Source organism: Xanthomonas boreopolis (assembly GCF_046529185.1).
Lineage (GTDB): Bacteria > Pseudomonadota > Gammaproteobacteria > Xanthomonadales > Xanthomonadaceae > Pseudomonas_S > Pseudomonas_S boreopolis.
Genome location: NZ_CP097162.1, coordinates 2415290 through 2428439 on the forward strand (window position 1 = coordinate 2415290; position 13150 = coordinate 2428439).

14 protein-coding genes are annotated in these 13150 nt (G+C 67.9%); 6 read left to right on the top strand and 8 right to left on the bottom strand.

Annotated features, from left to right (window positions below):
• Positions 1-46: 46 nt before the first annotated feature.
• The 8 genes from galU to cmk all read right to left on the bottom strand — a co-directional run bounded on the left by galU (position 47) and on the right by cmk (position 8315).
• Positions 47-931: a UTP--glucose-1-phosphate uridylyltransferase GalU gene (gene galU, locus M3M27_RS10715; protein ID WP_140720913.1), complete on the bottom strand. Its 885-nt coding sequence runs from the start codon at positions 929-931 to the stop codon at positions 47-49.
• A complete protein-coding gene (locus M3M27_RS10720) occupies positions 931-2838 on the bottom strand; it encodes a polysaccharide biosynthesis protein (protein ID WP_434025690.1) in 1908 nt (635 codons plus the stop codon). Before M3M27_RS10720 ends, galU begins: the two co-directional genes overlap by 1 nt.
• An 11-nt stretch (positions 2839-2849) precedes the next feature.
• Positions 2850-3824, bottom strand: coding sequence for an MraY family glycosyltransferase (locus M3M27_RS10725; RefSeq protein ID WP_434025691.1), 975 nt, complete (start codon positions 3822-3824; stop codon positions 2850-2852).
• The gene (lapB, locus tag M3M27_RS10730) at positions 3825-5003 is read right to left on the bottom strand and encodes a lipopolysaccharide assembly protein LapB (RefSeq protein WP_140720907.1); all 1179 of its coding nucleotides are present in this window, start codon (positions 5001-5003) and stop codon (positions 3825-3827) included.
• A 6-nt stretch (positions 5004-5009) separates the two neighbouring features.
• The gene (locus M3M27_RS10735; RefSeq protein WP_140720904.1) at positions 5010-5312 is read right to left on the bottom strand and encodes a LapA family protein; all 303 of its coding nucleotides are present in this window, start codon (positions 5310-5312) and stop codon (positions 5010-5012) included.
• A gap of 49 nt (positions 5313-5361) precedes the next feature.
• The gene (locus M3M27_RS10740) at positions 5362-5673 is read right to left on the bottom strand and encodes an integration host factor subunit beta (protein WP_140720901.1); all 312 of its coding nucleotides are present in this window, start codon (positions 5671-5673) and stop codon (positions 5362-5364) included.
• 90 nt (positions 5674-5763) lie between these two features.
• Positions 5764-7452: a 30S ribosomal protein S1 gene (rpsA, locus tag M3M27_RS10745; protein ID WP_140720898.1), complete on the bottom strand. Its 1689-nt coding sequence runs from the start codon at positions 7450-7452 to the stop codon at positions 5764-5766.
• 188 nt (positions 7453-7640) lie between these two features.
• Positions 7641-8315 (bottom strand): (d)CMP kinase, encoded by a 675-nt coding sequence (gene cmk / locus M3M27_RS10750; RefSeq protein ID WP_434025692.1) that lies wholly within the window; start codon positions 8313-8315, stop codon positions 7641-7643.
• A 175-nt stretch (positions 8316-8490) separates the two neighbouring features.
• Here cmk and ykgO point away from each other — a divergent pair, with 175 nt between their 5' ends.
• The 6 genes from ykgO to M3M27_RS10780 all read left to right on the top strand — a co-directional run bounded on the left by ykgO (position 8491) and on the right by M3M27_RS10780 (position 13079).
• Positions 8491-8616, top strand: a complete 126-nt coding sequence (gene ykgO / locus M3M27_RS10755; protein WP_005913193.1) for a type B 50S ribosomal protein L36 — start codon at positions 8491-8493, stop codon at positions 8614-8616.
• Positions 8617-8775: 159 nt separating this feature from the next.
• Positions 8776-9108 carry a hypothetical protein gene (locus M3M27_RS10760; RefSeq protein WP_434028003.1) on the top strand — a complete coding sequence of 111 codons (333 nt, stop codon included), beginning with the start codon at positions 8776-8778 and terminating at the stop codon, positions 9106-9108.
• Between the two features lie 135 nt (positions 9109-9243).
• On the top strand, positions 9244-10281 hold the full coding sequence (locus tag M3M27_RS10765) for an agmatine deiminase family protein (protein ID WP_140720889.1): 1038 nt from the start codon (positions 9244-9246) through the stop codon (positions 10279-10281).
• Positions 10282-10421: 140 nt separating this feature from the next.
• A complete protein-coding gene (locus M3M27_RS10770; RefSeq protein ID WP_140720886.1) occupies positions 10422-11306 on the top strand; it encodes a carbon-nitrogen hydrolase in 885 nt (294 codons plus the stop codon).
• 13 nt (positions 11307-11319) lie between these two features.
• Positions 11320-11859 (top strand): GNAT family N-acetyltransferase, encoded by a 540-nt coding sequence (locus M3M27_RS10775; RefSeq protein WP_140720883.1) that lies wholly within the window; start codon positions 11320-11322, stop codon positions 11857-11859.
• A complete protein-coding gene (locus tag M3M27_RS10780; RefSeq protein WP_434025693.1) occupies positions 11856-13079 on the top strand; it encodes a TraB/GumN family protein in 1224 nt (407 codons plus the stop codon). Before M3M27_RS10775 ends, M3M27_RS10780 begins: the two co-directional genes overlap by 4 nt.
• Positions 13080-13150 lie beyond the last annotated feature (71 nt).

Genomic DNA, 13150 nt, shown 5'->3' on the forward strand with positions numbered 1-13150 from the left:
GGCGGACCCGGGGTCCGCCTTCGACAGACAACCTTGCCGGCCGGGGTCAGCCCAATTCGGCCAACGCCTTGCGCATGATGTCCTGCGCCGAGGCACTCAGTTTCTCGTGGTCCAGCGCGTACTGGATGGTCGCCTCGATCAGGCCCAGGTGGGTACCGCAGTCGAAACGGGTGCCTTCGAAGCGGTAGGCATTGACCGGCTCCAGCTTCAGCAAGGCGGCGATCGCGTCGGTCAGCTGGATCTCGCCGCCCGCGCCCGGCGTGGTCTGTTCCAGCAGCTCGAAGATCTTCGGGTTCAGCACGTAACGGCCGACCACCGCCAGGTTGCTGGGCGCCACTTCCGGCTTGGGCTTCTCGACGATCCCGGTGATGCGCCCCTGGCGCCCGTCGAAGGTCTCGGTCGCGACGATGCCGTAGCTGGCGGTCTTGTCGTGCGGCACGTCCTGGACGGAAATCACGCTGGCGCCCGTGGCCTCGGCGGCGTCGGCCATCTGCTTGAGCGCGCCATCGCCGCGGTTCCAGATCAGGTCGTCCGGCAGCAGCACCGCGAACGGCTCGTCGCCCACCACCGGCTTGGCGCACAGCACCGCATGCCCCAGGCCCAGCGCTTCGGCCTGGGTGACGAACACCGCGCGCACGCCCTCGGGAAGCACGTGCCGGACCAGCTCCAGCTGCTCGGTCTTGCCGGCGCGCTCGAGCTTCTGCTCCAGCTCGTAGGCCTTGTCGAAGTAGTCGGCGACGGAGTGCTTGTAGCGATTGGTGACGAACACCAGCGTATCGCAGCCCGCCTGGATGGCCTCGTCCACCGCGTACTGGATCAAGGGCTTGTCGATGATCGGCAACATCTCCTTGGGAACGGTCTTGGTCGCCGGCAGGAACCGGGTGCCAAGGCCCGCCACGGGGAAAACCGCCTTGCGAATGCGCTTGCTCATCAAATTCTTCTGACCTCTCGTGCGGGGAAGGGAACGACCGTATCCGAGCGTGCATCGCTCTCATGACGGGCAGATGAGAAATCCGGCATCAAACTGCCGAGCACCGATTCCATGGCGGCCGTGTCGTAGCGGTCGACCGCGTCGCGCAACCTGGCCACCTGCTGGAGCACCTGGTCCTGCGGGAAGACGCGCACGTCCGCCTCGAGGATCTTCGGGTGCGCCGTGGGGCGATAGTTCTCGTCGGCGTAGAACAGCGTCTCGTGCAGCTTCTCGCCCGGCCGCAGGCCGGTGTACACGATGGCGACGTCCTTGCCCGGTTGCTTGCCGGTGAGCCGGATCATCTGCTCGGCCAGGATCCGGATCGGCACCGGCTCGCCCATGTCGAGGGTGTAGATAGCGCCATGCGAGGCCGATGCCGCCGCCTGGACGATGAGCTGGCACGCCTCGGGAATCGTCATGAAGTAGCGGGTCACCTCGGGATGGGTGACGGTGACTGGCCCGCCCCGGCGGATCTGTTCGCGGAACAGGGGCACGACGCTGCCGGCCGAATCCAGCACGTTGCCGAAGCGCACGGTGACGAAGCGCGTGGAGCCGTTGCGCGCGTCCAGGCTCTGGCAGACCATCTCGGCGTAGCGCTTGGTCGCGCCGAGCACGTTCACCGGCTCCACCGCCTTGTCGGTGGAAATGAAGACGAAGGTCTCGACCCCTGCGTGATGGCATGCACGCGCGACGTTCTCCGTCGCGAGCACGTTGTTGCGCACCGCCTCGCGCAGTTGCTCCTCCAGCAGCGGCACCTGCTTGTAGGCCGCGGCGTGGAACACCGCGTCCGGGCCGGCGCGGTCGAGCGCGTAGCGCACCACCGCGGGATCGCCGCAATCGCCCAGCACCCGCACCACCTCCACGTCCGGGAACAACCGGCGCAGGTCCGAGTCGATCGTCAGCAGCGCCAGCTCGTCCACCTCGAGCAGCACGATCCGCTGCGCGCCATGGCGCGCGCACTGCCGGCACACCTCGGAGCCGATCGAGCCGCCGGCACCGGTCACCATCACGGTCTTGCCGGTCAGCCATCCGCGGATCAGCTTCCAATCCGGCGTCACCGGCTTGCGGTTCAACAGGTCCTCGATGGCGACCTCGCGCAGCTCGCCGGGCAGCGAACGGCCTTCCAGCACGTTGACCAGCTTCGGCACCATCCGGAACGGGAGCCCGGTGCTCTCGCACAGGCCGACCACGCGCTGCATGCCCGGCGCATCCAGCGACGGGATCGCGATGACCAGCAGCTTCGCCGCGGTCTCGCGCGCGATCGACGCGACCTGGTCCAGGCTGCCCAGCACGGTCAGCCCCTGGATCTTGGCACCATGCAGGTGCGGGGCGTCGTCCAGGTAGCCCACCGGGAAGAACGCGCCGGTGCGGCGCAGGTCGCGCACCAGCGCCTCGGCGGCGCGACCGGCACCCAGGATCAGCACGCGCTGGCTGGTCTCGGCGGAATGCGTGATCTGGTAGTCCTTCCAGGCCCGGTACAGCAGGCGCGGCGTGCCCAGCAGCGCGGCAAGCGCGATGGGATAGACCACGAGCACCGACATCGGCACGCCGTTGAAGCGGTCGAAGGACAACGCCACCAGGATCGCGACCAGCCCCAGGAAGCTCGCCTTGAAGATGTTCCAGAGGTCGGGGACGCTGGCGAAGCGCCACAGGCCCCGGTACAGGCCCACGCGCCAGAAGACGACGCCCTGCGCGAGCATCACCACCGCCGTCCGCCAGTCCCACAACGGCAGGTCGGGCGATTCGCGCAGCATGGAATAGCGGCCCGCGTGCAGCAGCTGCCAGCAGATCCACACCATCAAGAGGTCATGCGCGACTACCGCAACCTTCGGCATGACACCTGCAAGTTTGTCGCGCCAAGACGTCATCGAACGTTCCATCAACGGTCACGCAGTCCTTTACGGAGGAAAAACCAGATCGCCATGGCGAAAGCCAGCCAGGCCCCTACTGCCGGCACCGCAAATGAACGTTGCGTTGCACCAAGCAGCAAGAATAGGACAAGCGCGAACACACTGAAACATCCATACCCGAACGTAACCCAACCGTGCGATTGCAGCTTCCGGGCCAGCCCCTGGTAGACATGCTGCGCATGGGGCTCCCACCAACGCTGGCGAGCGAGCATGCGGGCAACGAGCGTGAAGCCGGCGTCTACGAGGAAGGCCGTCAGCGGGACCCAGGCCCACCACCAGGCGGCGCCCTTCGCCAGCACGGCCCAGGCCATCAGCGCCGCCAGGACATAGCCGAGCGAGCCGCTGCCGCCATCGCCCATGAAGATCCGCGCCTTCGGGAAATTGAAAGGCAGGAACCCCATGCAGGCGCCGGCCAGGGCCACGGCGATCCAGGCGGCGGGGAAAGGGAGCACCAGGGCGAAGGCGGCCGCGGCCAGCAACGCCTGCGAGGCGGCCAGCCCGTTGATGCCGTCCATGAAGTTCCAGACGTTGATCAGCACCACGCACGAGCCGGCGGCGAACATCGCCTCGAACGGGCCGGCACCGGCGCGATACGACAGCCACCCCAGCCATGCCGACGCGAGCGCATGCACGGCCAGCCGCAATGCCGCCGACAAGGGGCGATGGTCGTCCCACCAGCCGATGCCCGCGACCACGACCAGGCCCGCGGCGAATCCCAGCAGCGAGGACCTGTGCGGGGGGAACAGCCAAGCCGCGGCCACGGCCGCCAGCAGCACGACCAGCACGATGGACATGCCACCGCCACGCGGCGTCACCACGGCATGGCTGCGCCGCTGCCCCGGCTGGTCCATCAGGCCTTTCGCAAGCGCGTACCGCCGCAGCGCCCAGGTCCCGGCAAGCGCTCCCACAAAGGAGAGCGCCAACCACGCGGTCCAGGCAGGCACTTACACCACCGCGTAGTTGAGCAGCGGCTTGACCGTCCCCCACTCCTTGCAGCTGGGGCATTGCCAGTGGTGGGTCTTGGCGCCGAAGCCGCAGCGCGTGCAGCGGTAGCTCGGATTGCGCACCAACAACTGGTCGGTGATGTGCTTCAGGTCGTGCAGGGTCGCGGTCGGGTCGGCATCCGCGGCCAGGGTCAGGTCGATCAGCGCGGACTCGCCGCGCACCGACGGCCGGTCCTTCAGCTGCCGTCCCAGGTAGGCGCGCGCGGGGACCGGGCCCTCCTGCGATTCCATCAACTGGGTCAGTGCCAGCACCGGCGCGATGCCGCGGTAGTGCTCGGTCATTTCCGAGAGGAAGTTGCGCGCGCCGGCGATATCGCCCACGCGCCGGTAGGCGGCCAGCAGGCTGGGGATGATCTCCGGCAGGTACTCGGGATCGTGGCGCGCGGCGCGTTCCCACGCGCGCACGGCGGCCTCGTCGCGCCCCATGTCGGCCTCGATCCGGCCCTCGAGGATGCCCGCGCGCACCGACGTGGCGTCGGCCTGGTAAGCGCGCGACACCGCCTGCAAGGCCAGGTCCGGCTTGCCGGCGCCGCGGTAGCGGTCGGCCAGTTCGCACTCGAACTGGGAAATCAGCTTGCCCATCGGCTCGCCGGTGACCTGCTCGTAGCGGGTAGCGTTGTCGATCGCCTTCTCCCAGTCGCGCTCGGCCTGGTAGATCCCGATCAGGTGCTTGAGCGCCTGCGGCGCGCGCTGGTCGATCTGCGCCAGTTCGGTGAACACCGTCTCGGCGCGATCGAGCAACCCGGACTTCATGTAGTCCTCGCCCAGCGCGAGCAGCGCCTGGACCCTCTGCTGGTCGGTCAGGTCGGAGCGCTGCACCAGCCCCTGGTGCAGGCGGATCGCCCGGTCGACCTCGCCGCGGCGGCGGAACAGGTGCCCGAGCGCGACCTGGGTCTCGAAGGTTTCCTTGTCCAGCTCGGCGATGTGCAGGAATAGCTCGATCGCCTTGTCAGGCTGCTCGTTGAGCAGGTAGTTCAGACCGCGGAAGTAGGTGCTGGAAAGGCGGCTGACCTGGGTGTCGCCATGCCGCTGCCCTCCCCGCCGGCCGATCACCCAGCCGCTCAGCGCGGCCAGCGGCAGGAACAGGAAGAACCAGAACCACTCGGTCAGAAATTCCATAGCGTGTCAGATGCCGTGGGTGGGGCCAGAAGCGCCCGGCTGGGAAGACGCCGCCTTGCCGGCGAGCTGTTTGTTGGCCGCGCGCAACCTGGCATAGAGCGGCAGGGCGACGCCCGCGAGCGCCAGCACCGCGCCGACGGCCAGGCCGACGAGCAGCGTGGAAACGATCACCGAACCCAGCTTCATCGTGAAACTGGTGACCAGCAGATCGATGGTGACTTCGCCGTTGTTGACGGCGCCGATGATCAGGCCCGCGAGCAACGCCACGAGCAACAACACGAGCAACAGGACCCAGCGAAAAGCCTTCATGGCTCGACTCCTTTCGGGGAGCACCTAGCTTAACCGAGCCGGAGCCTGCTCATTCGCCGGACTCGGCGACATCCACCGGGGTCACCGAGCTGACGCGCTCGCGCAACTCCTTGCCCGGCTTGAAATGCGGAACATGCTTGCCCGGCAGCGCGACCGACTCGCCGGTCTTGGGATTGCGGCCCAGCCGGGGCGGACGGTAGTGCAGCGAGAAACTGCCGAACCCGCGGATCTCGATGCGATCCCCGCCGGCCAGCGACTCCCCCATCATCTCCAGCAGCGACTTGACCGCAAGATCGACGTCATCCGACTTCAGATGCGCTTGGCGCCTTGCCAGGATTTCGATCAGTTCGGACTTGGTCATGGGGAAGGATGATATTGACTTGGCACATCCGGAATCGGCCCGGGGATTGCCCGGGCCGATCCAGTGACACGGCGGAAGCCGCGTCGGGGCTTACTCGGACTTGCCGCCCAGCTGTTCGCGCAGCAGCGCGCCCAGGCTGGTGGTGCCGGCGGCGGCCACGGTCGAGGCCTTGTTGTACTCGGCCAGCGCCTCGGCGGTCTCGGCTTCGTCCTTGGCCTTGATCGACAGCTGCAGGGTGCGGCCCTTGCGGTCCATGCCCACGAACTTGGCTTCGATCTTGTCGCCGACCTTCAGGTGCTGGGTGGCGTCGTCGACACGCTCGTTGGCGATGTCGCGGGCCGACACGTAGCCTTCGATGCCGTCGGCCAGTTCGATCACGGCGCCCTTGGCGTCGACTTCCTTCACCACGCCTTCGACCTTGGAGCCCTTCGGATTGGCGGCCATGTACTGGCCGAACGGATCCTGCTCGAGCTGCTTGACGCCCAGCGAGATGCGCTCGCGCTCCGGGTCGACGGCCAGGACGACGGCGTCCAGGGTATCGCCCTTCTTGAAGTTGCGAACGACGTCTTCGCCGGTGGTGTTCCAGCTGATGTCGGACAGGTGGACCAGGCCGTCGATGCCGCCGTCCAGGCCGATGAAGATGCCGAAGTCGGTGATCGACTTGATCTGGCCCGACACGCGGTCGCCCTTCTTGTGGGTCGCGGCGAAGGTCTCCCACGGGTTGGCCATGACCTGCTTCATGCCCAGCGAGATGCGGCGACGCTCTTCATCCACGTCCAGCACCATCACTTCGACTTCGTCGCCGACCTGCACGACCTTGGACGGGTTGACGTTCTTGTTGGTCCAGTCCATCTCGGAGACGTGCACCAGGCCCTCGACGCCCGGCTCGATCTCGACGAACGCGCCGTAGTCGGTGACGTTGGAGACCTTGCCGAACACGCGGCTGTTGGCCGGGTAGCGGCGCGAGATGTTGTCCCACGGATCCTCGCCCAGCTGCTTCAGGCCCAGCGAGACGCGGTTGCGCTCGCGGTCGAACTTCAGCACGCGCACGTCCAGCTCGTCGCCGACGTTGACGACTTCGGACGGATGGCGCACGCGCTTCCAGGCCATGTCGGTGATGTGCAGCAGGCCGTCGATGCCGCCCAGGTCCACGAACGCGCCGTAGTCGGTCAGGTTCTTGACGACGCCCTTCAGCACCGCGCCCTCGACCAGCTTGTCCAGCAGCTGCTCGCGCTCTTCCGAATGCTCGCTCTCGACCACCGCGCGGCGGGAGACGACCACGTTGTTGCGCTTGCGGTCCAGCTTGATGAGCTTGAACTCCAGTTCCTTGCCTTCCAGGTAGGCCGGGTCGCGCACCGGGCGCACATCCACCAGCGAACCGGGCAGGAACGCGCGGACATCCTTGATGTCCACGGTGAAACCACCCTTGACCTTGCCGCTGATGCGGCCGGTGATGGTCTCGTTCTTCTCCAACGCTTCTTCCAGCTCGTCCCACACCATCGCGCGCTTGGCCTTCTCGCGCGACAGGACGGTTTCGCCGAAGCCGTTCTCGATGGAGTCCAGCGCGACCTTGACCTGGTCGCCCACGCCCACATCGATCTCGCCAGCGTCGTTACGGAACTGTTCGATCGGCACGATGCCTTCGGACTTCAGGCCGGCGTTGATCACCACCACGTCGCCGCGGACGTCCACGACGGTACCGGTGACGATGGCACCCGGCTTCAGCTTGGCCAGATTGGCCTGGCTGGCTTCGAACAGTTCGGCAAAAGATTCGGTCATTTGAAATTACTCGGTTGAACACACAGGCGATCGCCCCGTTGCATCGGATGCGAACCGCCCACCCTGGTTAGTCGGCCCGTACCGCAGCCGTGTGTGGATTGGAAAAAACCGCCGCGCAGCCTGCGCGACGGAGCCTTTGGGTACAACTTGTACAACGATGCCTGCCGTGCAACGGGGCGACGGACCGCTCAGGAAGCGGGCAGCAACCCGATCACGCGCTCCACGACTTCCTCGATGTCCATGCCGGTGGTATCGATGAGGACGGCGTCTTCGGCCGGCCTCAGCGGCGCGACCGCGCGCTGGGCATCCCGGGCGTCGCGAGCTATGACCTCGCGCAGCAGGTCGTCAAATATAACCGAAACACCCTTTTCCATCAACTGCTTATGCCGCCTGGAGGCGCGCTCCTCGGCGCTCGCGGTCAGGAACACCTTGCAGGAGGCGTCCGGGAAGATCACCGTCCCCATGTCGCGCCCGTCGGCGACCAGGCCCGGCGGGCGCCGGAACGAGCGCTGGCGCTCCTTCAGCGCCGCCCGGACCTCCGGGATGGCCGCGATGGCCGAGGCCAGCGCCCCGGTCGTCTCCAGGCGCAGCTCGTCGGTGGCGTCCACGCCGTTGACCATGACCCGCAGCCCCCCGTCCTCCCGCTCGACGAACTCCACGTGGGTGTCGAAGGTGCAGCGCACCAGCGCGGCCGGGTCCGAGACGTCGAGGTCGGCCCAGCTGGCCGCCACCCCCACCGCACGGTAGAGCGCCCCCGAATCCAGGTAGTGCCAGCCCAGCCGGGCTGCGACAATGCGGCTTACCGTCCCCTTGCCGGCCCCCGACGGGCCATCGATGGTGAGCACGGGGATGGAAGCATTCATGGGGGCTCCTGGGGCGGCAAAGTCGCCATTGTAAGGCCGCCTGTCCACGCCCCGGCGCAATCAGTTGAAAAAGCAAGGAAAAGCCAGGTACAATGCCGGGCTTACTGCGGGATCGGCGCCCAGGTGGAGGTGCCGGGATCCCCTCCCTGAATCCACGTTTACGCCGAGGTGTGTCATGAAGGTCCTGTCCTCCCTGAAGTCGGCGAAGACCCGTCACCGCGACTGCAAGGTGGTCCGCCGTCGCGGCAAGGTCTTCGTGATCTGCAAGTCGAACCCGCGCTTCAAGGCCCGCCAGCGCTGATCGGCGGCCAGCGAACCGCGAGACCCGGAAAAGCCGCCCTTGGGCGGTTTTTTCGTTTCCGGCGGAGTTTCCGCCATCGCCGTCTGGTGTAATCGGCCTCCGCAAGCCCCCGTACCGCCGTGCGGGCAACTCAATGATTGATCCACTGGGGAGTAGATGATCATGAACCGCCGTTTCCTTGTCCTGCCGCTGCTCGCCGCCCTCGCCTCGGCATCGCCGGCGAGCGCCGACACCTTGCTGATCGAGCGCGTGCAGGAGAAGCCCGCGCAGGCGCTGCCGTTGCGCGGCCAGAGCATGGCCGAGGTGCAGTCGCGCTTCGGCGAGCCGTCGCAGAAGCTCGAGCCGCGCGGCGGCCAGAAGCGGCAATGGCCGACCATCAACCGCTGGGTGTATCCGGCGTTCACGGTCTATTTCGAGAAACAGCGCGTGATCGACGTGGTCGCCAACCAGGCCGGCGCCGACGAGATCGGCCCCAAGCCCGCCATCCGTTGATGCGGTCCGCCGCGGGAGCCGCGCATTCATGCGCGGGGCTTAAGATGGCCCCCGCCAGAGCCCGCGCCCCGGCGCGCGGGGATTCGATGAATCGCCCGGACCCCGTTCCGGGCACGATGTGAGTACCAGCCCGTAATGACCGACAGCTTTCGTTTTCCCGCGGAGTGGGAACCCCAGTCCGCCGTCCTGATCGCCTGGCCGCACGCCGAAACCGACTGGGCCGAGCGCCTGGGCGAGGTGGAGGAAACCTATGTCGCGCTGGTCGCGGCGATCACCCGCTTCGAGCCGGTGCTGGTCTGCGTGGCCGACGAGGACCTGCAGACCTATGCCGAGGCGCGCCTGCGCTCGGCGCGGGTGGACATGGACAAGGTCCGGTTCGTGCCGGCCGCGTACAACGACACCTGGCTGCGCGATTCGGGCCCGATCACGCTCAAGCGCGCGGACGGCGGCTTCCGCCTGCTGGATTTCCGCTTCACCGGCTGGGGCGGCAAGTTCGAGGCGAGCCTGGACGACCAGCTGGTCGGCGTGCTGGACGCGGCGCAGGTCTTCGCCAACCACGAGGTGCGCAGCATCGACTTCGCGCTGGAAGGCGGCGCCATCGACACCGACGGCGCCGGCACCCTGCTCACCACCTGGCAATGCCTGCACGAGCGCCATCCGCAGCGTTCGCGCGAGTCGCTGGGCAGCGACATGGCCGGCTGGCTGGCGCAGCAGCGGGTGCTGTGGCTGGACCATGGCTACCTGGAAGGCGACGATACCGACGCCCACGTCGACACCCTCGCCCGCTTCGCCTCGCCCGGCAGCATCGTCTACCAGGCGTGCGACGACGCGTCCGATTCGCACCATGCCGAACTGACCGCGATGGGCGAGGAACTGGCCGCGCTGCGCACCGCCGACGGCAAGCCCTACCGCCTGTTCCCGCTGCCGTGGGCGCGGCCGATCATCGACGAGGGCCGCCGCCTGGCCGCCTCCTACGCCAACTTCCTGATCGTCAACGGCGCGGTGCTGATGCCTGCCTACGGCGATCCGGCCGACGATGCCGCGCGCGACGTGCTGGCCGCGGCGTTCCCGGACCGCGAGATCGTCCAGGTCCCCTGCCGTCCGCTGATCTGGCAGAACGGCAGCCTGCACTGCATCACCATGCAGTTGCCGGCCGGCCTGCTGGCCGCCTGACCCGCCCCGCGCCCCTGCATAGGAGCGGCTTCAGCCGCGATGGGCTTTACCGAGAAGCCTCTCGCGGCTGAAGCCGCTCCCACAGGGGCGCGAGGCATGGCGCGGTAACATTCTCCTTCCATTCCCGCAGTTGCTTCCCCATGAACCCACGTACCCTCCCCGTCGCGCTGATCCAGGAGCGCAACCATGGCGACGCCGAGGCCAATCTCGCCGTCATCGAATCGCGCGTGGCCGAGGCCGCTGCGCAGGGCGCCAGGCTGGTGCTGCTGCAGGAGCTGCACAACGGCCCGTATTTCTGCCAGCACGAGTCGGTCGGCGAGTTCGACCTGGCCGAATCGATCCCGGGCCCAAGCACCGAGCGCCTGGGCGCGCTGGCCAAGCGGCACGGCGTGGTCATCGTCGGCTCGCTGTTCGAGCGCCGCGCGGCCGGGCTGTACCACAACACCGCGGTCGTGCTCGAGAAGGACGGCCGCCTGCTCGGCAAGTACCGCAAGATGCACATCCCGGACGATCCGGGCTTCTACGAGAAGTTCTACTTCACCCCCGGCGACATCGGCTTCAAGCCGATCGACACCTCGGTGGGCCGCCTGGGCGTGCTGGTGTGCTGGGACCAGTGGTATCCGGAAGCCGCGCGCCTGATGGCGCTGGCCGGCGCCGAGCTGCTGCTCTACCCGACCGCGATCGGCTGGGACCCGGACGATGCGCAGGACGAGAAGACCCGCCAGCGCGATGCCTGGGTGCTGAGCCACCGCGGCCATGCCGTGGCCAACGGCCTGCCGGTGCTGAGCTGCAACCGCGTCGGCCACGAACCGTCGCCGCTGGGCGCCTCGGGCATCCAGTTCTGGGGCAACAGCCACGTGCTCGGCCCGCAGGGCGAATTCCTCGCCGAGGCCGGCACCGAGCCGGCCGTGCTGACCTGCGAGGTCGACCTGCAACGCAGCGAGCACGTGCGCCGCATCTGGCCGTTCCTGCGCGACCGCCGGATCGATGCCTACGGCGACCTGCTCAAGCGCTACATCGACTGACCCGACCGCCTCCATGACCGTCCATCTGCGTGCCGCCACCGAGGCGGACATCCCGGCCATCACCGCGATCTACGCGGTGGAAGTCACCGACTACGTCAACACGTACGAATACGAAGTGCCGGACGAAGCGGAGATGGCCCGCCGGATGCGCGACATCGTCGGCCGCGGCTTCCCCTACCTGGTCGCCGAGCTGGACGGCAAGGTGGTCGGCTATGCCTACGCCAACACCTATCGCACCCGCGTGGCCTACCAGTGGACCGTGGAGAACTCGGTATACGTCGACTACGCCTGCCAGGGACGCGGCATCGGCGCCGCGCTGATGCAGGCCTTGATCGATGCCTGCACCGAGCGCGGCTTCCGGCAGATGGTGGCGGTGATCGGCGAGGAAGCCAACGTCGCTTCGATCCGGCTGCATGAACGTTTCGGCTTCCAGATGGTCGGAGTGTTCAAGGGCCTGGGCCGCAAGCACGGCCGCTGGCTGGACACGGTGCAGATGCAGCGTGCGCTGGGCCCGGGCGCCGACCAACCTCCTTCCAACGAAACGACGCAATGACCGAATACCCCACCGAAGCGGCCGGCGCGCTGGCCTTGTCCGGCCAGCCGTACCGCATCGTCGAGCGCGATGGCGTGCGCTATACCCTGCTGGGCACCGCCCACGTTTCATTGACCAGCGTGGCCGCCGTGCAGGAGGCCATCGGGAGCGGCCGCTACGACGCGGTGGCGGTGGAACTGGACGCGCAGCGCCTGCAGGCGATCAGCGACCCGGACGCGCTCGCCAAGCTCGACCTGGTCCAGGTGATCCGCAAGGGGCGCGTGGCCCTGTTCGCGGCCAACCTGGCGCTGGCGGCCTACCAGCGCCGCCTCGCCAAGCAGCTGGGCATCGAGCCGGGCGCCGAGCTGAAGGCGGCGGTCACGATGGCGCGCGAACGCGGCCTGCCGGTGCACCTCATCGACCGCGAGGTCGGGCTCACGTTCAAGCGCGCCTCGGCCCGGCTCGGCTTCTTCGGCAAGCTCAAGCTCGCCATGGGCCTGCTGGCAGGCCTGTTCGCCGCCGACGAAGTCGGCGAGGAAGAGATCGAGAAGCTCAAGCAGGGCGACATGCTGGAGGCCAGCTTCGGCGATTTCGCCAGCGAGAGCCCGGAGCTTTACGAGACGATCATCGCCGAGCGCGACCGCTACATGGCCGCGCGCCTGCGCGAGGAAGCCACGCCGGCGCGCCGCGAGGTGCTGGCAGTGGTCGGCGCGGGCCACCTGGCCGGCCTCGCCCGCCACCTGGAGTCCGACCAGGAAGCGCCCGGCCCGCTGCGCACCTCGCTGGAAGAGGTACAGAACAAGAAACGCATCCCCTGGATCACGCTGGGCATCCTGGCCGTGATCGTGGCCGGCATCGTGGTCGGTTTCTGGCGCGGCGGCATGGCGATGGGCGCGGACCTGCTGCTGCAGTGGGCGCTGTATACCGGCGGCCTCGCCGCGCTGGGCGCGCTGCTGGCCGGCAGCCATCCGCTGAGCGTCGCCACCGCCGCGGTCGTGGCGCCGTTCAAGCCGTTCCGGCTGAGCGTGCCGACGGGTGCGTTCGCGGCGCTGGTGGAAGTGCACATGCGCAAGCCGGCCTATCCGGACTTCCTGACTCTGCGCGACGATGCGCAGACCCTGCGCGGCTGGTATCGCAACCGGGTCTCCCGGGTCGTGCTGACCTTCCTGCTGACCAATCTCGGCAGCGCCCTGGGCGTGTGGCTGGCCGGCCTGCAGATATTCCACAAGCTGCAGGGCTGACAAGCTCCCTTCCTTGCGAGATGGAAAGGCGCGGCTTGCGCGCCGTCCTCTTGGCTTGGGAATGCCCACGC

Coding starts and splice junctions, on each gene's coding strand:
- M3M27_RS10740 (WP_140720901.1), bottom strand. CDS start 5,673: ATGACCAAGTCCGAACTGATCGAAATCCTGGCAAGGCGCCAAGCGCAT.
- M3M27_RS10765 (WP_140720889.1), top strand. CDS start 9,244: ATGACCGACAGCTTTCGTTTTCCCGCGGAGTGGGAACCCCAGTCCGCC.
- rpsA (WP_140720898.1), bottom strand. CDS start 7,452: ATGACCGAATCTTTTGCCGAACTGTTCGAAGCCAGCCAGGCCAATCTG.
- M3M27_RS10775 (WP_140720883.1), top strand. CDS start 11,320: ATGACCGTCCATCTGCGTGCCGCCACCGAGGCGGACATCCCGGCCATC.
- lapB (WP_140720907.1), bottom strand. CDS start 5,003: ATGGAATTTCTGACCGAGTGGTTCTGGTTCTTCCTGTTCCTGCCGCTG.
- M3M27_RS10780 (WP_434025693.1), top strand. CDS start 11,856: ATGACCGAATACCCCACCGAAGCGGCCGGCGCGCTGGCCTTGTCCGGC.
- galU (WP_140720913.1), bottom strand. CDS start 931: ATGAGCAAGCGCATTCGCAAGGCGGTTTTCCCCGTGGCGGGCCTTGGC.
- M3M27_RS10735 (WP_140720904.1), bottom strand. CDS start 5,312: ATGAAGGCTTTTCGCTGGGTCCTGTTGCTCGTGTTGTTGCTCGTGGCG.
- M3M27_RS10770 (WP_140720886.1), top strand. CDS start 10,422: ATGAACCCACGTACCCTCCCCGTCGCGCTGATCCAGGAGCGCAACCAT.
- M3M27_RS10720 (WP_434025690.1), bottom strand. CDS start 2,838: ATGACGTCTTGGCGCGACAAACTTGCAGGTGTCATGCCGAAGGTTGCG.
- cmk (WP_434025692.1), bottom strand. CDS start 8,315: ATGAATGCTTCCATCCCCGTGCTCACCATCGATGGCCCGTCGGGGGCC.
- ykgO (WP_005913193.1), top strand. CDS start 8,491: ATGAAGGTCCTGTCCTCCCTGAAGTCGGCGAAGACCCGTCACCGCGAC.